This window comes from Pseudomonas sp. TNT3 (assembly GCF_010095445.2).
In the GTDB taxonomy this organism is placed as follows: Bacteria; Pseudomonadota; Gammaproteobacteria; order Pseudomonadales; family Pseudomonadaceae; genus Aquipseudomonas.
In genome coordinates, this window is sequence record NZ_WFGV02000070.1 from 1 (window position 1) to 25,595 (window position 25,595).

22 protein-coding genes and 1 pseudogene are annotated in these 25,595 nt (G+C 62.4%); 20 read left to right on the plus strand and 3 right to left on the minus strand.

Features of this window, described 5'->3' with window-relative positions; translation table 11 throughout:
* From GBC55_RS26670 to gspG, 3 genes and pseudogenes are all read right to left on the minus strand, one after another.
* A pseudogene (locus tag GBC55_RS26670) lies at positions 1-201 on the minus strand (hypothetical protein); the annotation flags it as partial.
* Positions 202-230: 29 nt separating this feature from the next.
* A complete protein-coding gene (locus GBC55_RS26675; RefSeq protein WP_162440967.1) occupies positions 231-1,418 on the minus strand; it encodes a type II secretion system F family protein in 1,188 nt (395 codons plus the stop codon).
* A 14-nt stretch (positions 1,419-1,432) separates the two neighbouring features.
* Positions 1,433-1,867: a type II secretion system major pseudopilin GspG gene (gene gspG, locus GBC55_RS26680; protein ID WP_162440966.1), complete on the minus strand. Its 435-nt coding sequence runs from the start codon at positions 1,865-1,867 to the stop codon at positions 1,433-1,435.
* Positions 1,868-2,062: 195 nt separating this feature from the next.
* Between gspG and GBC55_RS26685 the strand changes: the two genes are divergently transcribed.
* The 20 genes from GBC55_RS26685 (at position 2,063) to GBC55_RS26780 (ending at position 25,089) form a co-directional block, all read left to right on the plus strand.
* The gene (locus GBC55_RS26685) at positions 2,063-2,671 is read left to right on the plus strand and encodes a lytic transglycosylase domain-containing protein (RefSeq protein WP_162440969.1); all 609 of its coding nucleotides are present in this window, start codon (positions 2,063-2,065) and stop codon (positions 2,669-2,671) included.
* A gap of 751 nt (positions 2,672-3,422) precedes the next feature.
* A complete protein-coding gene (mnxG, locus tag GBC55_RS26690) occupies positions 3,423-9,257 on the plus strand; it encodes a manganese-oxidizing multicopper oxidase MnxG (protein ID WP_162440965.1) in 5,835 nt (1,944 codons plus the stop codon).
* 104 nt (positions 9,258-9,361) lie between these two features.
* Positions 9,362-11,452, plus strand: coding sequence for a cytochrome D1 domain-containing protein (locus GBC55_RS26695; RefSeq protein WP_247267014.1), 2,091 nt, complete (start codon positions 9,362-9,364; stop codon positions 11,450-11,452).
* Positions 11,453-11,465: 13 nt separating this feature from the next.
* Positions 11,466-12,122: an SCO family protein gene (locus GBC55_RS26700; RefSeq protein ID WP_162440964.1), complete on the plus strand. Its 657-nt coding sequence runs from the start codon at positions 11,466-11,468 to the stop codon at positions 12,120-12,122.
* On the plus strand, positions 12,119-12,739 hold the full coding sequence (locus GBC55_RS26705; RefSeq protein ID WP_162440963.1) for an SCO family protein: 621 nt from the start codon (positions 12,119-12,121) through the stop codon (positions 12,737-12,739). The genes GBC55_RS26700 and GBC55_RS26705 overlap by 4 nt, the downstream gene beginning before the upstream one ends.
* Positions 12,740-12,748: 9 nt before the next feature.
* Positions 12,749-14,299, plus strand: coding sequence for an ABC transporter substrate-binding protein (locus GBC55_RS26710; RefSeq protein ID WP_247267015.1), 1,551 nt, complete (start codon positions 12,749-12,751; stop codon positions 14,297-14,299).
* 12 nt (positions 14,300-14,311) lie between these two features.
* On the plus strand, positions 14,312-15,265 hold the full coding sequence (locus GBC55_RS26715; protein ID WP_162440983.1) for a peptidylprolyl isomerase: 954 nt from the start codon (positions 14,312-14,314) through the stop codon (positions 15,263-15,265).
* 220 nt (positions 15,266-15,485) lie between these two features.
* Positions 15,486-16,004 (plus strand): response regulator, encoded by a 519-nt coding sequence (locus tag GBC55_RS26720; protein ID WP_162440982.1) that lies wholly within the window; start codon positions 15,486-15,488, stop codon positions 16,002-16,004.
* Positions 16,005-16,088: 84 nt separating this feature from the next.
* Positions 16,089-17,795, plus strand: a complete 1,707-nt coding sequence (locus tag GBC55_RS26725) for a GspE/PulE family protein (protein WP_162440981.1) — start codon at positions 16,089-16,091, stop codon at positions 17,793-17,795.
* Positions 17,776-18,579: a hypothetical protein gene (locus GBC55_RS26730; RefSeq protein WP_162440980.1), complete on the plus strand. Its 804-nt coding sequence runs from the start codon at positions 17,776-17,778 to the stop codon at positions 18,577-18,579. The genes GBC55_RS26725 and GBC55_RS26730 overlap by 20 nt, the downstream gene beginning before the upstream one ends.
* 1 nt (position 18,580) lies before the next feature.
* Positions 18,581-19,126 carry a PilN domain-containing protein gene (locus tag GBC55_RS26735; RefSeq protein ID WP_162440979.1) on the plus strand — a complete coding sequence of 182 codons (546 nt, stop codon included), beginning with the start codon at positions 18,581-18,583 and terminating at the stop codon, positions 19,124-19,126.
* Complete coding sequence (locus GBC55_RS26740; protein WP_162440978.1) at positions 19,113-19,661, plus strand: GspMb/PilO family protein; 549 nt, start codon at positions 19,113-19,115, stop codon at positions 19,659-19,661. Before GBC55_RS26735 ends, GBC55_RS26740 begins: the two co-directional genes overlap by 14 nt.
* Entirely contained in the window at positions 19,661-20,182 is a 522-nt protein-coding gene (locus tag GBC55_RS26745; protein WP_162440977.1) for a hypothetical protein, read from the plus strand. Before GBC55_RS26740 ends, GBC55_RS26745 begins: the two co-directional genes overlap by 1 nt.
* Positions 20,179-22,017 carry a secretin N-terminal domain-containing protein gene (locus GBC55_RS26750; RefSeq protein ID WP_162440976.1) on the plus strand — a complete coding sequence of 613 codons (1,839 nt, stop codon included), beginning with the start codon at positions 20,179-20,181 and terminating at the stop codon, positions 22,015-22,017. Before GBC55_RS26745 ends, GBC55_RS26750 begins: the two co-directional genes overlap by 4 nt.
* A gap of 2 nt (positions 22,018-22,019) precedes the next feature.
* Positions 22,020-22,493: a type II secretion system protein gene (locus GBC55_RS26755; protein WP_162440975.1), complete on the plus strand. Its 474-nt coding sequence runs from the start codon at positions 22,020-22,022 to the stop codon at positions 22,491-22,493.
* A gap of 4 nt (positions 22,494-22,497) precedes the next feature.
* Positions 22,498-22,872: a type II secretion system protein gene (locus GBC55_RS26760; protein ID WP_162440974.1), complete on the plus strand. Its 375-nt coding sequence runs from the start codon at positions 22,498-22,500 to the stop codon at positions 22,870-22,872.
* Positions 22,847-23,386, plus strand: a complete 540-nt coding sequence (locus GBC55_RS26765) for a type II secretion system protein (RefSeq protein WP_162440973.1) — start codon at positions 22,847-22,849, stop codon at positions 23,384-23,386. Before GBC55_RS26760 ends, GBC55_RS26765 begins: the two co-directional genes overlap by 26 nt.
* Positions 23,383-23,775, plus strand: coding sequence for a curli production assembly/transport protein CsgE (gene csgE / locus GBC55_RS26770; protein ID WP_162440972.1), 393 nt, complete (start codon positions 23,383-23,385; stop codon positions 23,773-23,775). The genes GBC55_RS26765 and csgE overlap by 4 nt, the downstream gene beginning before the upstream one ends.
* The gene (locus GBC55_RS26775; protein ID WP_162440971.1) at positions 23,772-24,191 is read left to right on the plus strand and encodes a curli assembly protein CsgF; all 420 of its coding nucleotides are present in this window, start codon (positions 23,772-23,774) and stop codon (positions 24,189-24,191) included. Before csgE ends, GBC55_RS26775 begins: the two co-directional genes overlap by 4 nt.
* A 31-nt stretch (positions 24,192-24,222) precedes the next feature.
* Positions 24,223-25,089 carry a CsgG/HfaB family protein gene (locus tag GBC55_RS26780; RefSeq protein WP_162440970.1) on the plus strand — a complete coding sequence of 289 codons (867 nt, stop codon included), beginning with the start codon at positions 24,223-24,225 and terminating at the stop codon, positions 25,087-25,089.
* The last annotated feature ends 506 nt before the right edge of the window (positions 25,090-25,595 follow it).

The window sequence follows — 25,595 nt, forward strand, 5'->3', positions numbered from 1 at the left end:
GCTTCCGCCGCCACCGCCACCACTTCCGCCACCACCGCCACCTCCGTTCCCACCGCCACCACCACCACTTCCGCCGCCCCCTCCGCCACCATCCTTCGCGTGAGCACTAGACATACCGGAAAAGCTGTCCGGTACAAGGACAGTGGATGCCGACAGAACTGCGCCAATAGCCACTGCGAGCAAAAGCTTCTTCATGTGCATATCGATCTCCGTCTTTTTTTCTGGGTCTATCAGTGAATACTCGAGGCGAGCTCGAATATGGGGATGTACATCAGGATGACGATTACCCCGATCAGCAGGCCGATAAAGGTCATGAGCAAGGGTTCGAACAGGCGCACGAACCATTCCAGCCAGCGGCTGATTTCTTCGTCGTAGAAGTCGGCGCTGCGCTCCATCATCTGCCCGAGGTTGCCGGATTGTTCCCCGGCGCGCAGCAGGCGCAGGGACACGGGTGTCACCAGGTGGTTGAGTTCCAGCGAGGTCGACAGGGATTGCCCTTCGCGTACCCGCTCGCACGCCTGGTCCAGGCGGCAACGCGAAGCGACGTTGAGCTGGGCGCGCACCATGCCCATGGCTGTGACGAGGGGGATGCCCCCCTGCAGCAGAATGCCCAGCGAACGATAGAACCGTGCCAGTTCGTACATGACGATGCGCTGGTGGATGGCCGGGATTTTTTCGATCAGACGGTCGACGCCACGGCGAAAGCCCGGCTGGCGCTGAAGGAACACCAAGGCTGCGATGATCGCGGCCAGGGTTCCGAAGAATTCGCTCTGGTGAGCGTGCAGGAACATCCCGCTGCTCATCAGCACCTGGGACAGCCACGGCAGATTGTCGCCCAGGCCTTCGAACACCAGGCTGAAGCGCGGCACCACATAACCCATCAAAAATAAAACCACGCCACCTCCCACCACCAGCAACAGCATGGGGTAGATCGAAGCGCTGACGATCTTCTGTCGGACCTCGTCCATGCGCTGGCGATAGCTGACATAGCGGCCAAGGGCATCGCCCACGGCGCCGGTCTTCTCGCTGGACTGTACCAGCGCGACGTAAAGCGCAGGGAAAACTGCCGACAACTGGCCGAGTGCCTGGGAGAACGATTTGCCCTCATACAGCAGGCGAACCAGCTCACTCAAGGTTTTGCGGGCCTGCGGGGCGTTTTCTTTTTCGGCCAGGCTTTCCAGCGCATCGATCAACGGTAGGCCCGCATTGAGCAATGTGGTCAGTTCCTGGCTGAACAACACCAGGTTGAACGTCTCGCGCTTTTGCAAACGCAGTGCTCGCCAGTGTCGATCGGCGTGCAGGCTCACCACGCGCAGGCCCTGGTCTTCGACGATGCGCCGGGCTTCGCTGTGGCCGGGCGCTTCGACAGTCATCGACACCACGCCGGCCTTGCCCACTGCCTTGAGATGAAAGCGCATGCTCGCCACTCCCGTCATTGCCAGCTGGTGACTTCGGCGTTTTCGCCTTCGCCGCCGGGCTGGCCATCCTTGCCCATGGAGAGCAGGTCGTACTCGCCGTTTTCGCCGGGGTAGCGATAGGCGTAGTTACGCCCCCACGGGTCCTGCGGCAGTTTTTTCTGCAAATAAGGACCGGTCCAGCGGGTTTCGTCGCTCGGCGCGGTGACCAGCGCCTGCAAGCCCTGTTCGGTGGACGGGTAATGGCCGACCTCCAGTCGGTACAGATCGAGTGCCTTGCCCAGGCCTTCGATTTGCGCCTTGGCCACCTTCACTTCCGAGCGGCCAAGCTGGGCGAAATACTTCGGCGCAACGATGCCGGCCAACAGCCCGAGCACCACCAGCACCACCAGCAATTCGAGGAGGGTAAACCCGCGTTGGGTACGCGGGGCACAACACAGACGCTGATTCATGATGACCTCACACAGTCGGCAGAAGGGTCGCTTTGATGGCTTATGCAATTGCCATGCTCAGGCCCCGACATTCTTCTGCAGCCCCCGTCCTGCGGGCCTTTCCAGTTGCGGCACGGTGCTTGCGTAAGCCTCTTCCACGATCAGCCATTGGGGCATTACCCCCATTTTTCGGGGCAGGTCAGGGGAGGCACCATGATCAAATCTCTCACCGCTGGACTGCTTGGCGGGCTGCTGCTGACCGGCGTCGTGCAAGCCGATGTGTTCGTTTCCGTGGACGCCAAGGGCGGCTACGTGTTGTCCAACGTCCATCGCCCCGGGCGCCACTATGAGCGGGTGATTCGCGAGCCCGAACAGGCCCAGGTCAGCCTTGATCAACAGCCCCAGATGATTGCGGCCAGGCCCTACGCCGAGCTGGTGTCGGCGGCCGCGACCGCCAACCAGTTACCGGCAGCGCTGTTGCATGCGGTGATCCAGACCGAGTCCAGCTACAACTCCAGCGCGACGTCACCGGCAGGGGCGGGCGGGTTGATGCAATTGATGCCCGACACGGCCCGGGAGATGGGGGTCAAGGATGTCTACGATCCGAAAGCCAACATCCAGGGCGGCGCCAAATACCTCAAGCGTCTGATGACCCTGTTCGACAACGACATCGCCCTTGCCGTGGCAGCCTACAACGCCGGCCCGCAAGCGGTGCTCAGCCGTGGCGGAGTGATTCCGCCGTTCGCCGAAACCCAGCGTTATGTGCCCAGTGTCCTGCGCCAGTACCGGCGTTTGCAGGGGCTGGCGGTGGATGCGCCGTTGTGAGTGATCACTGTCGGGGCCCATTTCCCCACATGTGGGGGAAAAAAAGGGCACTGACTCAGCGGTGAGCTGATTGTGCCAAGGGGATTCCTGTGGCGAGAGGATTCCGTGGCGAGAGGATTCCGTGGCGAGGGGATTCTGTGGCGAGGGGATTTATCCCCGTTGGGTCGCGCAGCGGCCCCCTCAGTTTGCGCACCCGACCAAATGCCAACTGCCCGCCCCACGGTGTCCGTTCAGGGACAATGAAGGTTTTTTTGGAGGGGGCCGCTGCGCGACCCAACGGGGATAAATCCCCTCGCCACAGAATCCAAATGCCACAGATCCCTTTGGCCACAGATTCCCAATTTCACAGATCCCTTTGGCCACAGAGTCCCAATTTCACAGATCCCCTTGGCCACAGAAATCCTAATTTCACAGATCCCTTTGGCCACAGATTCCCAATTTCACAGATCCCCCTGGCCACAGAGTCCCGGTTTCACAGATCCCCTTGGCCACAGAATCCCAATTTCACAGATCCCTTAGCCACAGAATCCCTAGCCACAGTTCCCCTCGCGAAGCTCGCTCTGGCGGGCACACCGCCTATCAATCTTGAAAGCCCCGAAAAGTGGGGGAATGGGTGGGGAATATCCCCCTACTTATCAAGTCGTTCAGATAACCGGTTGATAACAAACAAAATTATTTATGGCATGCAGATTGCTCAAAGTGATTTGTCAAGAATTGCTCCTAATGAGCATCTCCAGCGAGGCCCGTGATCATGACCGGCAAACCCAACGCTCATCATCTGCTTAATCTGCTGCTGTTTCTGATGCCGATGTTCGGCCTGGAGACGGCACAGGCGGCCCTGCGCTGTGAGCGCAATCTGGTCGCAAACGTCGTGGCGCTGGATCAGCCGCTGATGTTCAACCGGCTCGGCGCACAGAACGTCAACGGGATGATGTTCGCCCTGCGCCGCGATGTGGTCGACGACCACAACAGGTCACTGGCCCAGGGTGGCACGGCGGTGCCGGGCAAGGTTTCGCTGCGGCCCGACAAGCGTCCGCGTCCGTTGGTGCTGCGGGTTGCGGCCGGCGATTGCCTGACCATCAACCTGCAGAACCTGCTGGCCTACCAAGCCAACCCCGGCAGCCATGACAGCGGCGAGGAAGAGGAAGGCGAAATCGAAGGTGAAGTGGAGATCGGTGAAGCCGACGACTTCAAGGTCGACGAGCAGGTCACTGACCGGCATGTCGGCTTCCAGGTCAACGGCCTGCAGGCGGTCAACAGCATCGATGACATTGCCTCCTTCACCGGCCGCAATGCCAACACCCTGATTGCCCCCGGCGCAAGCCGCTCCTATACCTTGTACGCCGAGCGCGAAGGCGCCTTTGCCGCCAGCAGCCGGGGTGCCACGTTCGGTGGTGAAGGGGATGCAGGTAACGTCGCCAACGGCCTGTTCGGCGAAGTGGTGGTAGTGCCCAAGGGCGGGCGCTCCTATCGCAACACCGTGACCGAAGAAGAAATGCGTCTGGCCAGCACCGGGCGTACCCCGACCGGTCAGCCCATCGTCGACTACCAGGCGCGCTACCCGCAACGCGAGCCGTGGATTCGTGAAGGCAAGGCCGGCACGCCGATCATCAACATGGTCGACGGCAACGAAATCATCTCCAGCGAAAGTGACGCGATCGTCATGGGCAGCAACGCCGACGGCAGCTTCCCGCCTTCGACCTATCCGCTGGAAGCCGTTGGCAAACGCAACCCGGCGTTGCCCAACCGGCTGGAACCGTTCCGCGATTTCGCCTCGCAGTTCCAGGATGAAACCGCCGCGACCCAGGCATTCCCGGCCTACTGGGCAGACCCGGTCATGGCCCACGTGCTGGAGCCGACCCGCGACTCGTTCATGATCAACTATGGCTCCGGTGGGATGGGCGCCGAAGTGGTCGCCAACCGTCTGGGCGTCGGGCCGATGCACGACTGCCTGTCCTGCGCCTATGAAGAATTTTTCCTCAGCTCGCACACCGTCGGCGACGTGGCGATGCTGGTGGACGTACCGGCCAACGCCGGGCTGGAAAACATTCGTCCCGGTGAAACGCCACGCGCTGATCAGATCGGCGTCAAGGCCACCATGGCGCTGTACCCGTCCGAGCCGTCGAACGTCAACCACAGCTACATCGGTGACTTCGTGAAATTCCGCAACACGCACAACGGCCACGAGCAGCATATTTTCCACCTGCACGGGCATCAGTGGCTGTTCAACCCCAACGATGACAACTCCGACTACGTGGATGCCCAGGGCATCGGCCCGGGCGCCGGCTACACCTATGAAATCGCCAACGGCGGTTCGGGCAACCGCAACCGCGTGGCCGGCGATGCGATCTATCACTGCCACTTCTATCCGCACTTCGCCCAGGGCATGTGGGCCATGTGGCGGGTGCATGACGTGTTTGAAGAAGGCACCAAACTCGAAGTCTCGCAGCAAGGCGACGACGGTTACCACAGCGAACCCTATGCCTTGCGCAGCGGCAAACCTGCGGCGGGCGCACGGGCCTTGCCCGATGGCGAAATCATCGCCGGTACGCCGATTCCAGCGGTCGTGCCGCTGCCCGGCAAAGCCATGGCGCCGATGCCAGGCAAGGTCGCGGTCGTACCGAAAATCGGGGAAACCCTGGTGGCCGGTCACGACGATGACGATGACGATGAAGAAGACGATGACGACCACCAAAGTGGCACCGGTGGCGCCCAGGCCATCGGTTCGCTGGCCCTGGTGGATCGCAGCGAAGCCAACCGCAATGCCGATGGCAGCCTGAAAAACCCAGGCTACCCATTCTGGATTGGCGGCATGGAAACCTCGGTTGGCCAACGCCCACCGACCCCACCCCTGGACATGCTCGATGCCGCCAAGGCCCAGGCCTTGAAAACCAGCGGCAACGCACTGTGGGCCAACCTCGACCCGGCGCAGTCCGGTGGTTGGGATGGCGGTTTGGGCCGGCACTCGCTGGACGGTTTCTCCTCCGGCGGTGAAGCGCGTACCGTCACCACTTCGCTGGATTTCTCCAAGGAAGTCACCCGCGCCAAGCCGATCTACATGCCGGAAGAGGGCACCGAGGTCGAGCAGGCCGCCATGGCCTTCCACGCCAAGAAGGATCACCCCAGCTACGCGTTGCTCCCGGGCAACCAGATCGTTGCGAAAGCCTTCCGCACCAACGGCGCCTTGCCAATCGCCGGCGCGCCGTATTACGAACCTTGCATGGACGATCGGCAAAAACGCCTGACCAGCAGCGCCGGCATCGGCGAGTTTGCCAGCGGCGAACGGGTCGACGGCATGTCCTACACCGGTTCCTCTACCTTTACCGCCGACCGTCCGCGCGTCTACAAAGCGGCGAACATTCAGTTCGATGCGGTGTACAACAAGGTCGGTTACCACTTCCCGCAAGCGCGCATTCTCGCCCTGTGGGAAGACGCCTGGCCGGTGATCACCAAGCAGCGCCCACCAGAGCCTCTGGTCATGCGCATGAACACCTTCGACTGCGTGCAATACCAGCAAACCAACCTGGTGCCGGCCGTCTATGAGATGGACGACTATCAGGTGCGCACGCCAACCGATGTGATCGGCCAGCACATTCACCTGCCTAAATGGGACCTGACCGCGGCCGACGGTTCGGCGAACGGCTGGAACTACGAAGACGGCGTGCTCTCCCCAGGTGCCGTGCAGGAACGTATCCACGCGATTCGCGAGTTCAATCAGTGCCTCGGCGCCGATCCGCGTGACGGCACACCGGCCTGCCCGAAAGCCAAGAGTCACCCGTTTTTCGGTCAATATGGCCGCGCGGACTGGGTCGGGGCACGGACGGCAATGCAGCGCTGGTTCGTCGATCCGGTGGTGAACACCAAAGGCGTCGACCGTGGCTTGGGCACCATCTTCACCCATGACCACCTCGGCCCATCGACTCACCAACAGATTGGTCTGTACGCCACCGTACTGGCCGAACCTGCCGGTTCCACCTGGTTCCACGCCGAAACCGGCGAGCAGCTGTACAGCGGCGCACGGCAGGACGGTGGGCCGACTTCATGGCAAGCGGTGGTGTCCACCGGTGACCTGGACGGCGACGGCAAGAACGACAGCTTCCGCGAGTTCTTCCTCGAGTACAGCGATTTCCAGCACGCCTATGAAGCCGGTGTGTACGTCGGCGCCGGGCCCAATGGCGTGCCGAATCCACAAGCGTTCCCGGCCACGGCTGACAGCTTCCGCTACGCGATCAACCCGCCTGTGCGCAACAACGCCAGCAACCTGCTGGATGGCATCATCGAAGTGCAGGGCGGCCTGGTTCCGGGTTGCCCGAGCCGGCCTTGCCCGCAGGCAATTTCGGTCGATGACCCGGGCATGTTCGTCGTCAACTACCGCAACGAGCCCTTGGCGCTGCGGGTCTATGACCCGAACAAAATCGGCCCGGACGGCAAGCGCGGCATGCAGGCGGACGGCCTGGCCGGCGACCTCGCCTACGCCATGCAAAGCCGTACCGACCGTGCCATCGCGGCGATGAACCTGGCGCCAAACCAGGTCACTTCCGCGACCGGCCCAACCGGTGGCACCACGCTGTTCCCTCCGCACATCAACCGTGGCGGCGCAGAGGCTGGCGACCCGTTCACCCCGATGCTGCGCACCTACACCGGTGACAACGTGCGCCTGCGGTTGCATGCAGGTGGCCACGAGGAAGAGCACAGCGTGACCCTGCACGGGGTGAAATGGCTGCAGAGCGGTTCCGGCTTTGGCATGAGCTCCAACTCCGGCTGGCGCGCCTCGCAAATGGTCGGTATCTCCGAGCAGATGGGCTTCAATGCGCCAGTGTCGATGCTCTCCAGTTCGGCGGCGACCACGGGGGACTACCTGTACTCGATGGACGCCTCGATTGAAGGCTACTGGAACGGAATCTGGGGCGTGATGCGCAACTACACGGCCCAACGCAGCGATCTGTTCGCCTTGCCGAACAATCCGAAACCGGCGGGCATGCGCAACACCGTGGCGTACGAGGGTTCCTGCCCACGGTACAGCGCCAACCCCAATGGCATAGGCACCCGGCCGACCGTGCAACGCAACTATGAAGTGGTCGCGGCGCTGGCTAACGACATCCTGCGCAACCCGTTGAACCTGGTCATCGGCGATCCCGCCGGGCTTGGCCAGCACGTCGGCGGGCCGTTGAATCCGGCAGGCGGCACTCTGGTGTTCAACTCGCGGACGGTGAATATCCCGCAGGTCACGGTGGTCGACCCTGAAGACGGCGAAACCATCACCATCGGCGGGCAAAGCGGGCCTCTGCATGATCCAACCGCGATCCTGTATGTGCGCAAATCCGACCTCGACCCCACCACCGGCAAGATGAAACCGGGTGTGCCGGTAGAGCCACTGGTCCTGCGCGCAGCAGCGGGTGATTGCATCAACGTCACCCTGGAAAACCGCCTGCCGCTGGTCATGCCCGACCTGACCCAGACGGCTGTGATGCAAGGCCTGGTCAAACGTGATCGCAACAGTGGCCAGGGTTCGACCATCTTCACCAACAACCTGATCCGGCCGTCCAGTCATGTGGGGCTGCATGCCCAGCTGCTGGCGTACGACATCACCAAATCCGACGGCACCAACGTCGGCGCCAACCCGCCCCAGACGGTACCACCACGGGCCGGCAACACCGGCGCCTACCCGACGCGTACCTACCAGTACTACGCCGGGCACCTGGAGCGTGAAGGCAAACCCGTCACGCAACTGGGCCGCAGTGTCGACAACATCAACGCCACGGCGGTGGAGTTCGGCGGGCTGAGCATCACCCCGGCGGATGTGATCAAGCAGGGGCAGAAAGGCCTGGGGGGTGCCATGAGCATCCTGCCGGTCGGCGCGACCTGGGTCGAGGATGCCCGCAAGACCAACGCCACGGTCACGGCGCCAGGGCAGGCGGTGTACCGCGACTTTGCGATGGTCTGGCAGAAAGCCTTGAACATGCGCTGGGCCAACGGCCGGCCGGTGGAGGGTATTGCCGCCGAAGGGTTCGGGGTGCCGACCGATCCGCAGGACAACTCGAGCATGGCCATCAACTACAAGGCCGAGCCGCTGTGGTTCCGCTTCGGCCTGGCGCCAGACGCACCGTTCGGACATGCCGGAGGTGCCGGTTACGGCGACGTACCTAACGCCCACATGGCCTACAGCAATGCGCTGATCGGCGGTGATCCGCAGACGCCGGTGCTCTATGTGAAACCGGGGCAACCGTTCCGCACCCACATCCTGTTGCCGACCGGTGGCAGCCGTGGCTCGACCTTCCAGCTGGATGGTCACGTGTGGTCGGTCAACCCGTTCCAGTCGGAGAAGAGCGACACCGGTGGTTATCCGATGGGTACCCCTGGGGTAGGGTCGGTGCGCTTCGGCTACAACCCGATGTCGATGTACATCGGCGCCCGGGAAAGCATTCTGCCAGCGGCGCACTTCAGCTTCATGCACCCGAGCGCCGGGGGCAGCAACGCCATACCAGGTGATTACCTGTACCGGGACTACGGCGCATACGGCAATACCTCCGGGTTGTGGGGACTGTTGCGGGTGACCAACGAACCGGAACCGGCGCCAGCACCGTAACTGGGGACCGCTCCAACTGTGGCGAGGGAGCAAGCTCCCTCGCCACAGGATTAGCATCGCACTGCACGCGACAGACAGGCACAGATCTGTAAGGGGAGTAGGCAATGAACAGGACCATCAAAATCACCACCAGTGCACTGGTTGTCGGCGCGGCGCTGATCGGGCTGGGGCTCTGGAAGACCATACCGTCGGACATGCTCAGCGAGATCGCGCTGCCGAATACCTGGTCCGCCAACGCCAGTTCGCTCGCGACCACGCAATCTCCTCCGTCCACCCCGCCCCCTGTGGGAGCGGGCTTGCCCGCGAATGCTTCACCTCGGTCTACCGACCAGCCACCTGTAGAAGCGGGCCTGCTCGCGATGAAGTCACCACAGACCCTCGAGCGAGACGGCGTATCGATCGCCTTGGAGGTGCGCCCCCTGGCCGAAGACGGCGTGCTGCGCGAAGGCGAGTTCGCCGATGTGCGTTTTCGCATCACCGACAGCGCCTCCGGTCAGCCACTGGCAGGCGTCGCGCCGGGTGCCTGGCTCGACCCGGAAACCGTCGCGGCAGATCAGGCCCAGGGCCGGGAAAAGAGTTGCAAATCCCGGGTCGGGGTGTTCCTCAAATCAAGCATCGGCGCACGCCCCATGCTCGATCTCAACAGCTACTTCCTGCTGGTGATGAATCGCGATGCCAGCGTCTCGGTGGTCGACCCTTCGGTCTCCGTGGGTGGCATCACCAGCACCATGTCGCGCATCGACATCAAGCAACCGCCGATGGACTGGACCACCCCCAAGGACAACAAACGGGTGTTCGTCTCGATGCCCACGGCGGGTGAAATCGCCGTGATCGACAGCGAGCAATTCAAACTGCTCGACTCGGTGCCTGCTGGCAGTAACCCGGTGCGCGTGGCACTGCAACCGGATGAGCGTTTGCTGTGGGTCGGCAACAACGCCAGGAGTGCCGAAGCGTCCGGGGTGACGGTCATCGACGCCCGCAGCCTCAAGCCTCTCAAACACCTGGCGACGGGTGCCGGGCACCATGAAATCGCCTTCAGCAAGGACAGCCGCCACGCCTTCGTCAGCAACCGCGACGACGGCACGGTCAGCATCATCGACATCGCCAGCCTGACCATCAGCAAGCAACTCAAGACCGGCTCGCACCCGCTGTCCGTGGCCTACTCGCCGCTGTCCCAGGCGGCGTACGTGGCCGACGGCAAGGACGGCACGGTCACCGTGATCGACACCGCCAGCCTGGCTGTGCGCCGGGTGATCCAGCTCAAGCAGGGCCTCGGTCCGATGAGCTTCAGCGCCGACGGACGCTTCGCCATCGTGCTCAATACCCTGGAGAACCAGGCCTCGGTCATCGACGCCGCGACCAACTCGCTGATCCATGACCTGGACGTCTCTGCTGAACCCTTCCAGATTGTATTCACCAAGGCCTACGCCTACATCCGCGGCCTGGCCTCGGCCAAGGTCACCATGATCAACCTGTCTTCCCTGGGCGAAGGCCGCAAGCCCATCACCCAGGGCTTCGAAGCCGGTCCCCAGGCGCCGCGTCTGGCGGGTGATCTGCCACTGGCATCGAGCCTGGCGGTGTCCCGGGATGACAACGCAGTGTTCGTGGTCAACCCGGTGGACAACACCACCTACTTTTACGCCGAAGGCATGAACGCACCGATGTCCGGCTACCCCAATCGCGGGCAGGTGGCGCGTGCGGCGCTGGTGATCGATCGCAGCCTGCGCGAAGTCGAACCGGGGTTGTACAGCGCGCGGGTCAAGCTGCCGGTGGCCGGGCGATTCGACGTGGCCTTCCTGCTCAACCAGCCGAACATCATCCACTGCTTCACCGCGCTGGTTGAGCCCTCCATGAACCTCGCCAGGCAACCCGGTGTGCCAAAGGTCGAGTTCATGCTGGACAAATCCACCGCCGACCTCGGCAGCCCCTACGTCGTGCGCTTTCGCATCGTCCAGGGCCAGCAGAAAACCGAACGCAGCGGGGTCAGTGACGTGAAGGTGCGGTACTTCCGCGCGCCGTCATCGAAAACCCGGACCGTCGCTGCGCTGGAAGTGGGCAACGGCGTATACGAAGCCCCGGTGACCCTCGACCAGAACGGCGCCTGGTACCTGCATGTGCGCGCGGCCTCATTGGGCGCGAGCTTCGACGACAAGACATTTGCCAGCGTCCGGGTACTCCCTGGCAACGCCCACTGAAGAGGACATCGACATGAACCGATTCGCACACTGTGGACTGCTGACGCTGTGCCTGCTGGCCAGTGGTATCGGTCAGGCCCTGGCTCACTCGGCGGATGAACACGCCGGGCACACCATGGCCGCCAAGAGCGCCAGCTCCGAAAACGCGCAGGTCAAGTTCGCCGACGTTGCCCTGGTGGACCAGGACGGCAAGGCCGTGCGCCTGGAAAAAGACCTGGTGACCAACAAGATCGTGGTCATGAGTTTCATCTACACCAGCTGCACCACCGTGTGCCCGGTGGTGTCGTCGATCATGGGCAAGGTGCAGAAACAGCTTGGCGCACGGGTCGGCAGCGAGGTGCAGCTGGTGTCGATCAGCATCGACCCGCAGCGCGATGATCCCAAGCGCCTGAACGATTACGCCCGTGCCTTCCAGAACGGTCCTGGCTGGAGCTGGCTGACCGGCTCGACCCAATCGGTGAATGAAACCCTCAAGGGCCTGGGCAGCTTCAGCGGTGACTTCAAAAGCCATGCGCCGCTGATTCTGGTGGGCGATGGCAACAGCAGCCACTGGACCCGTTACTACGGTTTCACCGACCCGAGCGTGCTGATCCGTGAGGTCGAAAAACTCAGTGGTCAACGCAACACCCACGCCAGGCACACCGCCATTGCCATGGAGCAGCAGCCATGAGAGCGCTCATTCTGATCGTCCTGACCATGTGCTTCTGCGTGTTCAGCTTTATGGCGCTGGCGCACGAAGAGCACGCAGAACCCGCGCCAGCCGTGGCTGCCGCGCAGCCGGCCACGGGCACCCGTGATGCCAAGGCCTGGTTTACCGACACGCCGCTGCAGGACCAGAACGGCGAGACCCTGCGCTTCTACAGCGACGCGCTGCAAAACCGTGTGGTGCTGTTGAATGTGATTTTCACCAGTTGCAACGATGCCTGCCCGTTGATCACCCGCAAGCTCAAAGAGGTTCGTGAAGCGCTGGGCGACAAGGCGGACGGCATCACCTTTATCTCCCTTACCAGTGATCCGCTGCGGGATACCCCGGCGGTACTCAAGGCTTACACCTTGAAACAAGGGGTAGACGACCCCCACTGGCTTTTTCTCACCGGCGACAAGGCGCAGATGGACCTGGTGCTCGGACGCATCGGCCAGATCGTGCCGACCCCCGAGCAGCACTCCACGCAGCTGATTGTCGGTGACGTAGCCAACAAGCGCTGGAGCAAGATCCGCCCCGATGCCCCGGCCGCCGCCATTGCCCAGCGCTTGCAGTTGCTGACAATGCCTGTGGTCGGCCGTTGAGCGCGCGCCATGAAAACTTTACTCGTCTTCGGCCTGTTATTCCTTGGCAGCCTGCAGGTCGCTGCCCAGGAATTGCCCTTGAGCCCCAGCGAAAGTGCCGGTAAACGGCTGTTCCGCGAAGGGCTGTCGGCGAGCGGTGAACCGATCATGGCGCGGGTCGGCGCGGCGGGGATGCTGTTGCCCGCCACCAGCCTGCCGTGCGCCAACTGTCACGGTGCCGATGGCCTGGGTCGACCCGAAGGGGGCGTGCGACCACCGGACCTGAGCTGGCCACGGCTCAGCAGCACCTATGGCCAGCAGCAGGTCAATGGCCGCGATTACCCGGCGTACACCGACGCCGCGCTGTCCAGGGCGATCCAGGAAGGCCTGGACCCTGGCAATAATCGGCTGGACCCGGCCATGCCGCGTTTCGTCCTGTCGATGAACGATCAGCGCAACCTCACGGCCTACCTCAAGCGCCTGGCCGATGACCGCGATCCGGGGCTGGACCCGGAGACAGTGCACCTGGGCACCTTGTTACCGAGCCAGGGACCCTTGGCCGAGGAGGGGGCCACAGTGGCAGCAGTGCTTAACGGCAGCGTGGCGCGGATCAACCAGGCGGGTGGCATTCATGGCCGGCGGATACGCCTGACCATTCTTGATCCCGGACCGGATCGCGCCAGCGCTGAGCAGGCACTGGATCAGTTGATCGAACGGGAACAGGTGTTCGCCCTGGTCGCACCGATGGTGCCGGCACTGGACGCAGAGCTGGCGGCGCGACTGGAGCGCGCCCGTGTGCCGCTGATCGGTCCGCTGTCGCACCAGGGCATGTCCGGGACCAGCCGGCAGATCTTCGAGCCGTTGCCGGGTTTGCGCGAGCAAATGATCGCGCTGGCGGATTACGCCACCGGCGGTTTGCGCGTACTGCAAGGACCGACGCTGATCACCTATCCAGACGAACCCAATCAGCGTCTGGCGGCGCAAACCCTCGGCCAGTATTTGCAGGACCACGCGTGGCAGAACGTCCATCTGCAGGTCTATGACCCGGCGCGGGACGATCTGCCATTGGGTTCGCGTTCGGTGTTCTACCTGGGCAGCGGTGGCGGGTTCAGACGCCTCGCCGAGCGCTTGCAGACCGCGGGGCAGGTGCCGTATTTGTTCGCCGCTTCGAACCAGGTGGCCGGGGACTTGTTCCAGGTGCCCAGCAGCTTTTCCCGACGGGTGTTCCTCGCTTATCCGTTCGTGCCCAGCGACTGGACGCGGGCCGGACGCCTGGCCCTGTCCAGGGTGCGCGAAACCCAAGGCCTGGGCGGCCAGCACGCGGTGCTGCAAGTAAGCGTTTTCAGCTCGATGCTGCTGTTCAGCGAAGGCATGAAGCAGACCGGGCGCGACGCCAGCCGCGAGAAACTCATCAACGCGCTGGAAGGCCTGCACGACTTCGATACCGGGCTGACCCCTCTGATCAGTTTCGGCCCGGGCCGTCGCCTGGGCTTGAGTGGCGCCCATGTCGTCACGGTGGACCTGACCGACCAGCGCTTCTATCTGGTCGCCCCGTACAAACCCATTACCGCGATGCCCTGACTGGAGGTCGACATGAAACTCAACACCTGGTTGATCCTGATGAGCCTGTGGGCGCCCGTCGCCTTCAGCAGCAATGGCCCGGCCGCTGCGCGGGTCAACGGCGAGGAGATTTCCGAGTTTCGTCTGGAGCGTTTTTTCGTCGAATACCTGGAAGATCAGGGGCGGGCAGTCGGCAGTATTCGCAACCCCACGGCCTACAAGCAGTTGCGGCGCAAGGCGCTGGACGCGTTGATCGACAAGGAATTGCTCTGGCAAGAGGCGGTGAAACGCGGGGTGGTGATCAGCGATGCCGTTGTCAAAAATCAGATCGATCAAACCCGCGAGGCTATGGGCGGCACCGAGGTGTTCGTCCGCCGATTGAATGATGCCGGTTTCGACGAAGCCGGTTTTACCGAGTACACCCGTCGCGAATTGGCGGCCCAACAGGTGTACGCCGAGCTCACTAAAGTCGACGTGCCGGACGAACAGCAGGTCCGTGCCTTTTATGAAGAACATCGCGCAGAAATGAGCCGCCCAGAGGAAGTCCAGGCCCGGCATATTCTGGTCAAAGTGCCGCAAGGTGCCGATGCCGCCACAATTGAAGCCGCGCGACTACGCTTATTAGAGATGCGAGTGAAGATCACTCAAGGTGCAGATTTTGCCAGTGTTGCCAGGAGCAGTTCCGAGGATGACTCCGCCAGCGCGGGCGGGGAGCTGGGTTACTTTCCTCGGGGCCGGATGTTGCCGGAATTCGAAGCGACAGCTTTTACGATGGCCACAGGTGAGATCAGTGAGCCGGTGCGCACCGCCGTTGGGTGGCACCTGATTTATTTACAGAACCACCAGGAGGCGGCCGATGTCACACAGGAGCAAGGGCTTGAAATGGTCAGGGCGTACCTTGCCCGACAGCAACAGACCCAGGCGCGCCTTCAGGCCTTGGCCCAACTTCGGTCAAGCAATCGAATCGAACGGATTGAGGACGATTGAAGATTGTTCCCCAATAGTGGGGCAAAGCTTCAGGGTACATCCGTGCGCTTCCCCCGCCTTTGGGGGGTGGGGTACTTGGGCGAAAATGATTTTTTATACATATCAACGACATGCAGTGGTAAAAACACCGGCGCTCAGCCTGGCATGAAGTGTGCGTTAGCCTCAGTAAGGCGCGCACTCCACCAGGCTCACTCGGACCTGCGGTTACAAGGAGTCCACCTTGTTAAACAAAGTACTGGTTGTTGAAGACGAACAGCTGCTTGCACAAAACCTCCAGGATTATCTGCAGGCGCAAGGGCTGGAAGTCCGGATAGCACACGAAGGTGCCAAGGCCATCGGCGAAGCCGCTGTATTTGCTCCCGACGTGATGGTGTTCGATTACCGCTTGCCCGATATGGAAGGTTTCGACGTTCTCGATGCTGTCCGCCAGAACAGGAAGTGTCATTTTGTACTGATCACAGGGCACCCAACCGCTGAAGTCTGTGAGCGGGCCCGGCAACTGGGAGTCAGTCATATCCTGTTCAAACCGTTTCCGTTGGCGGAATTGGCCCGTGCCGTGTGTGACCTTTTAGGGATGAAGCGCGAAGCGAGTACCGCTGAAGGATTCGTCGAACGACGCCAGAGCAGAACCGAGAGTTTCCCGCTGCAGTTGTACGACGGCAGTTGGGTGCTGGCAGATCGCCGACGAACATCGGCCTCCATGGCACCAGACGACGAACAATTGCTCACCGGGGAGTAGTGGCGCGACAAGACGTTCCGGCCCCCACCGTAACTGCTCGCCGCGTCGACAGGGCTCAAAGCCCCCGGCGTTGGAGAGCATGCCATGGACCGTCTATCCCTTGCCGTAGAACCGGCGCTGTTGGATTGTGTACCGTCTCGTTTTTCCAGTGAGCAACTGGCCCAGGCCCGGTCCCGGGCGGCCACCTCCGGCGAGCGGGTCCTCGAAGCCCTCGGGGTACTCTGCGAACTGGCCCCCATGGCTTTCATCGAGTGCCTTGGCGCCACCCTGCATTACCCGGTGCTCGACACCGACACCCTGTTTCAAGCCACCCCGGTGTTCGACCGGGTCACCCTGGCTCAATGCCTCAAGCGCGAATTCATCCTGCTGCGTCACGACGAAGCGGTCATCGGCGTCTTCGCCGACCCCTTCGACACCGCGCGCCTGGCCTGGATCGATGACTGCCTGCACGGCGCACCGCTGTACCTGGTGCATGCCGATGACCTGAAAGCCTACCTGGCGCGTCACGAAGAAAGCTTCCATGCCGTGGAATCGCTCAACGCCCAGGCAGAGGGTGGGGTTGAAACCGACAAGCTGCAAAGCCTGTCCCTGACCAGCATCAGCGAAGACGCCAGTGTCGTGGTCAAGCTGGTCAACTCGACCCTGTACGACGCCCTGAAAATGCACGCCAGCGACATTCACCTGGGCACCACCGGCAGCGGCCTGGTGATCAAGTACCGCATCGATGGCGTGCTCAACAACATCAGCAAGATCCAGGGCAGCGAGTTCGCCGAGCAGGTGATTTCCCGGGTCAAGGTCATGGCCGAACTGGACATCGGCGAAAAGCGCGTGCCCCAGGACGGTCGCTTCAAGATCGGCATCAGTGGCCGTCAGATCGACTTTCGGGTGTCGATCATGCCGAGCATTTTTGGTGAAGACGCGGTGCTGCGGGTGCTGGACAAACAGGACCTGGCCGACAAGGTCAGCGGCGTGCAATTGCAAGCCCTGGGCTTCGAAGATGAAACCCTGCGCCAGCTCCGTCGTCTCGCGGCCGAACCCTACGGCATGGTGCTGGTGACCGGCCCGACCGGCAGCGGTAAAACCACCACCCTCTACGCCATGATCACCGAGATCAACCACGGCGTGGACAAGATCATCACCATCGAAGACCCGGTCGAGTATCAGTTGCCGGGCGTTCTGCAAATCCCGGTCAACGAGAAAAAAGGCCTGACCTTCGCTCGCGGTTTGCGCTCGATCCTGCGCCACGACCCGGACAAGATCATGGTCGGTGAAATCCGTGACCCCGACACCGCACAAATCGCCGTGCAGTCGGCACTCACCGGGCACCTGGTGTTCACCACCATTCACGCCAACAACGTGTTCGACGTCATTGGCCGCTTCACCCAGATGGAAATCGACCCCTACAGCCTCGTCTCGGCGCTCAACGCAGTGCTGGCCCAGCGCCTGATCCGCCTGGTCTGCGCCAGCTGCAGCGCACCGCATCACCCGACCGATGACGAGCTGCACCTCTCCGGGCTCGACCCGCAACAGGTCAGCGATTTCCACTTCGTCCATGGCAAGGGTTGCGGCAACTGCCGTGGCACCGGGTACCGCGGACGCACGGCGATTGCCGAGCTGCTGCACCTGGACGACGAGCTGCGGCAGATGATCGTCGAGCGCCAACCGATTTCGAAAATCAAGGCCCACGCGTGCAAACGTGGCTTGCGCCTGCTGCGCGAGTCAGCTCTGGAACTGGTGCAGGAAGGGCGTACCACGCTCGAGGAGATCAATCGTGTCACTTTTGTCTCGTGATCGTTTTGTCGCCGTGCTCGGCGCCAGTGGTGTCGGTCTGGGCCAGCGCCGTGGCAACGAAACCCTGTGGCTGGGCAGCGTCGGTTTTATCGACGAAGGCTTCCATGCCTGGGCCGTCGCCCTGGAAACCCTCGACCGTCTGCTAGGCGAACATGCCCCTGCCGGTGCGCAGTTGAGCGTGGTCGTCTCCGGGCACTTCAGCCGTTTCTGCCTGGTGCCCTGGAGCGATCAAATCAGCAGCCCCGCCGAGCTGCAAGGGTTCGCCCAGCTGTGCTTTGAAGACCTGTTCGGCGTGCCGACACAACCCTGGAACCTGGTGTTGTCGGCTGAACCGGCAGGCTACGACCGCATTGCCGCCGCATTGCCGCAGGACTTGCTGGAGCGTCTGCGCACGATGGCCAGCGGCCGTGGGTTGCGCCTGCGTTCCGTGCAACCGTACCTGATGGCGGCGTTCAATCACTTCGATAAAAGCCTGGACGCCGGCGACTTCCTCTTCGTGGTCGCCGAGCCGGTGCGCAGTGTGCTGCTGGTGGCGCGGGAAGGGCGCTGGACTTCGGTGCGTTCGGTGGGCAGCAGTGACAGCGACACTGCACTGAGCGCATTGATCGGTCGTGAAAGCCAGCTGCAAGCGTCCACCAGCGAACGTCCGCTGAACGTTTACCTGCATGCCCCGGCGCGCCTCGATTCACACCCCGACGTACCCGGTGTGCACCTGCGCACCCTTGAAGAGGACCGGACAGCCGTACGCGATAGCCTGTACGTCATGTCCCGGGCGGTGGCCTGACATGCGCGCCCTGATGCTCGACTTCCAGCCGCGTCGCCGCTCGGGCCCTTTGGGCTGGAGCCTGCTGGCCGGCGGTGTGGTACTGACCCTGGCCTGTGTCGTGGTTCAACAACACGTCAGCGCCCAGGCCGCGCAACAGCAAGGTCACCTGCAAACCACCCAGCGCGTGCTGACCGGCGACACCGGCGGCAAGGTCGGCCTGACCCCGGCCGAAACCCGCGAACAGGCACAAAACCTGGCTGAAATGCGCAAGGTCTCCCAGCAACTGCGCCGGCCGTGGGAACGCCTGTTCGCCACCCTTGAAAGCCTGCCCCGGGACAACATTGCGCTGCTGACCCTGACGCCGGACGCCCGCAAAGGCCAGGTGCGCATCAGCGCCGAAGCGCGGGATCTGGACGCAATGCTCGACTTCCACCGCCGCCTCGAAGCCAGCGACGAGCTCTCCGATGTGTCGCTGCTCAGCCACGAAATCGTCGCCAACGTGCCGGAACACCCGGTGCAATTCAACCTGTCGGCTACCTGGGAGATTGGCGATGCAAATCCCTAAATTGATCGTTCACGAATACCTGCAAGGGCTGGGTGTGCCCGGTCTGGCCGGGCTGGCGCTGGTGCTGCTGGCACTGGTCTATGGCTTGGCGGGCCTGATGCCGGACTGGCAGTCGTTGCAACAGCTCAGCCAGCAGACCCGCGAAGCCGGCGAATACCTGGCCAAGGTCGAAGAAGGCAGCATTGCCGCGCCGGTGCTGCCACAGCGTCAGCTCGACGACTTCCGCAGCAAGCTGCCGTCACAGCCTCAGGCGACCGTCGCCATCGACAAGATCTACGCCTTGGCCGCCCAGGAACGCATCACCCTGGCGCGGGGTGAATATTCCCTGGGCATCGACCCCAAGACGCACCTGGCCCGCTATCAGATCCTGCTGCCGGTACGCGGTAGCTACCCGCAACTGCGGCGTTTCCTGCACGCCTTGCTCGGCCAGTTGCCGGCCGTGGTGGTGGAAGACGTGGAGTTCCAGCGCAAGAAAATCGCCGACGCCGACCTGACCGGCCGGATCCGCATGACCCTTTACCTGTCGAGGTCATGATGAATACCAAACGCGCAGTGGGTTGGGTGGTGTTCTTCGGTGTGGCGGCAGCGCTGACCTGGGGGCCTGATTACTTCACGCCGGCGGACGAGGGCGACGAGTCGGTCGCTGTCGTGGCCACCCCGGCCAAAAGCACGGTTCGCGGCGCGTTGCCGGCGGCCGCATCAACTCCGGGTAAAGCAGTGGAAATCAAGGACCTCAGCCCGGCAGGCGACCTGTTTGCCGCCCGCAGCTGGAAGGCGGCGCCGACCCTGGCCGTCGTCATCGAACAACCTGTCAACGTCACTCCGGTGGTGCAAGCCCCTAGCGCACCGGCCATGCCTTTCCAGTTCGTGGGAAGGCTGGATGACCAATCCGACCTGCAAGTGTTTTTGCAGAACGGCGAAAAAATATACGTCGTGCGCAAAGGGGACGTGATCGACGAAACGTGGCGGATCGAAGGCATTTCCGACGTGGAACTGAGCTTCGTTTACCTGCCTTTGCATTTGTCTCAGACGCTGTCTGTGGGGAGCACGCAATGAACCGATCCCGTTTGCTGATAAGCCTTGTCTGCCTGTGTGCAGGGCTGGCTGCGTGCAGTTCCGCGCAAGTCGCCAAACAAGAGGCCTCCGACCTGATGGAGTCGGGACAATACGAAGCCGGTCTGGCCCGCATCGAGGAAGGCCTGCGTGAGAACCCACGCGACACCGAGCTGCACCTGGCCCTGAACAGCGGCCGTGCGCGCGCAGTGACGGCCTTGCTGACCCAGGCGGACATGGACCGCGCCCAGCGTGACTTTGCCTCGGCGCGCATGGGCTATGGCCGGGTGTTGACCATTGAGCCGAACAACCGTCGCGCCCAGGAGTCCCTGAGCCAGCTCGAACACATGCGTAGCCAGGACGAAAAGCTTGAACTGGCCCGTGGTGACCTGCGCCGTGGCGACATTTATGCAGCCGACCGCCAGGTTAAACAGATCCTCGAACTGGACCCGAAAAATGACGGCGCACTGGAGCTGCTCAGCAGCATCCGCCTGGTGCAGAGCCGCAACGTGGTGCAGTACCCACAGCTGCGTACGCGCCTCGATCGGCCCGTCACCCTGGAGTTTCGCGATGCCAACCTGAAAACCATTTTCGAAGTGCTGTCCCAGGTAGCCGGGCTGAATTTCATCTTCGACAAGGACCTGCGTCCGGACATGAAAGCCACCATCTTCGTGCGTGACGTGCGCATCGAAGACGCCGTGGCGCTGCTGCTGCAACAGAACCAGTTGCACCAGAAAGTGGTGAACGAAAACACCCTGCTGATCTACCCGGATTCGCCGCAGAAGCTCAAGGATTATCAAGAGCTGGTGATGCGCACGTTCTACCTGACCAGCATCGACGCCAACACCGCGCTGAACATGATCAAGACCATGCTCAAGACCCGCGATGTGTTTGTCGATGAACGCCTCAATACCCTGACCATGCGCGACAGCGAAGACGCCATCCGCATGGCCGAGAAACTTCTGCAATCCCAGGATCAGTCCAACCCGGAAGTGGTGCTGGAAGTGGAGGTGATGGAAGTCGCCCGCCAACGCATTCTCGACCTCGGCCTGCAGTGGCCCAACACGTTTGGCGTGCTCACCAGCGATGGTGGACCGGTGTCGGTGCTCGATCAGCTCAAAGGCATCAACTCCAGCCGGATCTCGATCTCGCCCTCGCCACAAGCCAAGATCAACGCCCAGGACAAGGACATCAACACCCTGGCCAGCCCGGTGATTCGGGTGAGCAACCGCGAGCAGGCGCGTATTCACATCGGTCAGCGCGTGCCCATCATCAGCGCCACCTCGGTGCCGTCGACGCAGGGCCCGGTGATCACCGAAAGCGTGACTTACCTGGACGTCGGTCTGAAGCTCGAAGTGCAGCCCATCGTGCACCTGAACAACGAAGTGGCGATCAAGATCGCCCTGGAAGTGAGTAACGCCACGCCGCTGGAACCGACCCGCCAGGGCACGATTCCAGTTCAGGTCGATACCCGTAATGCCCAGACCACCCTGCGCCTGCACGACGGCGAAACGCAGATCCTCGCCGGGCTGGTGCGTAACGACCACGGCAGCAACGGCAACAAGATTCCGGGCCTGGGCGACATTCCGGGGCTGGGCCGTTTGTTCGGCAGCAATCGGGACGACGTCAGCAAATCGGAACTGGTGCTGTCGATCACCCCGCGGATCGTGCGCAACCTGCCGTACCAGAGCCCGTCTGACATGGAGTTCCCGACCGGCACTGAAACCAGCATGCACATTCAGGCACCGGACCGGTCGATGGACACGGCGATCCGCACCGGAACCATGATCACGCCGGTCGCTTCCACCACCCCTCATGTCACTGTCGAGAAGCCTTGATCATGAACGCCTCGCAACGCGGTTTTACCCTGATCGAAGTCGTGGTGACGCTGTCCCTGATCGGCCTGTTGGCCGGCATGGCCGCGCCGCTGACCGAGACCGTGGTGCGCCGGGGTAAAGAGCAGGAGCTGCGCACGGCGCTGTACCAGATACGCGATGCCATCGACGCCTACAAACGTGCGTTCGATGCCGGTTACATCGAGAAGTCGCTGAACAGCAGCGGCTACCCGCCGAACCTCAAAGTGCTGGTGGACGGCGTGCGTGATGTGCGCAGTGCCAAGGGCGCCAAGTTCTATTTTTTACGGCGCGTTCCCCACGACCCGCTGGCCACGGCCAAGCGTGACGACGAGGGCGGTTGGGGGCTGCGTTCCTATGACAGTTCGGCTGAGAACCCACGGGAAGGCGAGGACGTCTTTGACGTTTACTCCAAGGTCCGTGGCAAAGGACTCAACGGCGTCGCCTACCGGGAGTGGTGAGCTTATGCATCGGCAAAAAGGTTTTACCTTGCTGGAATTGATGGTGGTCATGGCAATCATCGCCACCCTGATGACCATTGCCTTGCCGCGCTATTTCAACAGCCTCGAGACATCGAAAGAGACCACCTTGCGCCAGAGCCTGTCGTCGATGCGCGAAGCCCTGGATCACTACTACGGCGACACCGGGCGCTACCCCGATTCCATCGACCAACTGGTGGAGCAGCGCTACCTGCGCAACCCGCCGATGGACCCGATCGCCGAACGCAAGGACACCTGGGTCATGGTCGCACCACCCGACGGAGTGGCGGGCGGCGTGGCGGATATCAAAAGCGGAGCCACAGGGAGGGCGCGTGATGGCAGCCTTTATTCCGAGTGGTAGGCCTTCGGGCGAAGACGGCTTCACCTACCTGGGCGTGCTGTTTCTGATCACGGTCATGGGCATGGGCCTGGCCAGTGCCGGCGAGCTGTGGTCGACCGCGTCACGCCGGGACCGTGAAAAACAATTGCTGTGGGTCGGGACTCAATACGCCCAGGCATTGCGCAGCTATTACCGCAGTTCGCCAGGCCTGGCCCAGTACCCCAAAGAGCTTGAAGACCTGTTGCAGGACCAGCGTTTTCCGACGCCTAAACACCATATCCGCCAGCTGTACCCGGACCCGATCGGTGGCGGCGAATGGAACCTGCAGCGGGGTTTTGACGGGCGCATCACCGGCATCAACAGCCCCTCTACCGAGAAGCCGCTCAAGCAGGTGGATTTCCCCAGTCAGTGGGCGGATTTCAACGGCATGGCGAGCTACAAGGACTGGCAGTTCGTGGCCGAGAAAGCCTTCCTCGAAGGCACCAACGGACCGGTCAAAGGCCAGTCCGCGCAGCCTCAGGCGCTGCAGCCATGAACCGCGCATGGCTGGCTGCCTTGAGCCTGGTGCTGGTGATGCCGTTTGCCCAAGCCGCGGAAGAGGACGAAATGCTGGGCTTCATCGTCGACGACACGATTTCGCACATTGGCCACGACTTTTACTACTCGTTCAGTGAGCGCCTGCGCGCCACCAGCCCGATGGATTTCAACCTGGTGGTACGTGAACGACCCTCGGCACGCTGGGGCAGCCTGGTCACCGTGGAGTATCAGCAGCGCCTGGTTTATCGGCGGTTCCTGCCGCCCAACACCGTGGACCTCAAGGACGACGCGTACAACGCCGCCGACTGGGTTCGCGGGCAGATTGTCCAGCGCAAGCTGGAAGCCTTGTTGCAAGACACCACGGACCTTGAGAGGGACGAATTATGAAGACGAAGACGTTTTCGCAGCGCACCGCCATGTGGTTGCTCTGCCTTGGAAGTGGCGGCCTGGTCCAGGCGACCGAGTTGGTCTACACACCGATCAACCCCTCGTTTGGCGGCAACCCGCTGAACGGCACCTGGCTGCTGAACAATGCCCAGGCGCAGAACGACTACGACGATCCCGACCTGAAAGATCGCACCTCGATCGCCGGGACCTCGGCCCTCGAACGTTTCAGCAGCCAGTTGCAATCGCGGCTGTTGGGGCAGTTGCTGGACAACATCTCCACTGGCAATACCGGGAGCCTGTCCACCGACGCATTCATCGTCAACGTTGTCGACGACTCTGGCGCACTGACTATCGAAGTGACCGACCGAGCGACCGGCGAAATTTCGGAAATCCAGGTGAATGGCCTGGCTCCTTGAGGGAGCTGCGGGTCGATGGGGAGTGACGGACATGAAAAAAATAATCGTGCTAGGGATGCTGTTGGCGGCCTTACAGGGGTGCAGTCTGCGTGAGCCGATGTCGGCTGAGCAGGACACCGAAACCCCGACCCTGACCCCCAGGGCGTCAACGTATTACGACTTGCTGAACATGCCACGGCCAAAAGGTCGGTTGATGGCGGTGGTGTATGGGTTCCGTGATCAGACCGGGCAATACAAGCCGACGCCGGCCAGCTCGTTCTCGACCAGCGTGACCCAGGGTGCGGCGAGCATGCTGATGGATGCGATGCAGGCCAGTGGCTGGTTCGTGGTGCTGGAGCGTGAAGGGCTGCAGAACCTGCTGACCGAGCGCAAGATCATTCGCGCGTCGCAGAAGAAACCGAATACGCCGGTGAACATTCAGGCTGAACTGCCACCGCTGCAGGCGGCGAACATGATGCTCGAGGGCGGGATCATTGCGTACGACACCAACGTGCGCAGCGGCGGGGAAGGGGCGCGTTATCTGGGTATCGACATTTCCCGGGAGTATCGGGTGGATCAGGTGACGGTGAATTTGCGGGCGGTGGATGTGCGCAGTGGGCAGGTGCTGGCGAATGTGATGACCAGCAAGACCATTTATTCGGTAGCGCGCAGTGCCGGGGTGTTCAAGTTTATCGAGTTCAAGAAGTTGCTTGAGGCGGAGGTGGGTTACACCACGAACGAGCCGGCGCAGTTGTGTGTGTTGTCGGCGATCGAGGCGGCGGTCGGGCATTTGCTGGCGCAGGGGATTGAACGCAAGATGTGGCAGGTGGTGGGGGATAATTCGGTGCCGCCGCAGAATGAGACGCTGGATCGGTATTTGTCGCAGAACCGGGTGGCGCCGGAGGGTGAGGATGAGTGAGCCGAGGCGGCCTTCGGGCCGACCTGGCTCCTGGTCTGTCTGCGATCCCCATGTAGGAGTGAGCCTGCTCGCGATGGCGGCCTGGCAGCTAACCTGGCTCTTGCGGATGTACCCCGATTCCTGTGGGAGCAGGCCTGCCAGCGAGAGCGGCCTGACGGCCGACCCATTTTTTGCGGATGTACCCCGACCCCTGTGGGAGCTGGCTTGCCAGCGATGGCGGCCTGGCAGCTGACCTTTTTTGCAGGTGTACATATCCATTGCTGCGGTAACGGCCACTTAGGGTTTCGCCTGACGGCGACTCACTTTTTTTTCAAACGCCAAAAAAAAGTAAGCAAAAAAAGGCTCGCCCCAAGCGTACGGCACCTCGCTAAAGCTCGGCGTTCCCTCGCTCCGGTGTCCATCTGGGGGCATCGCCTACGGTCTGCTTCGCGACGACCTCCTCTCGATGTGTGCGGCTTCGCCGCACGGCGCTTCGCGCCTGCCCCCCAGATGAACACCTCCACTCG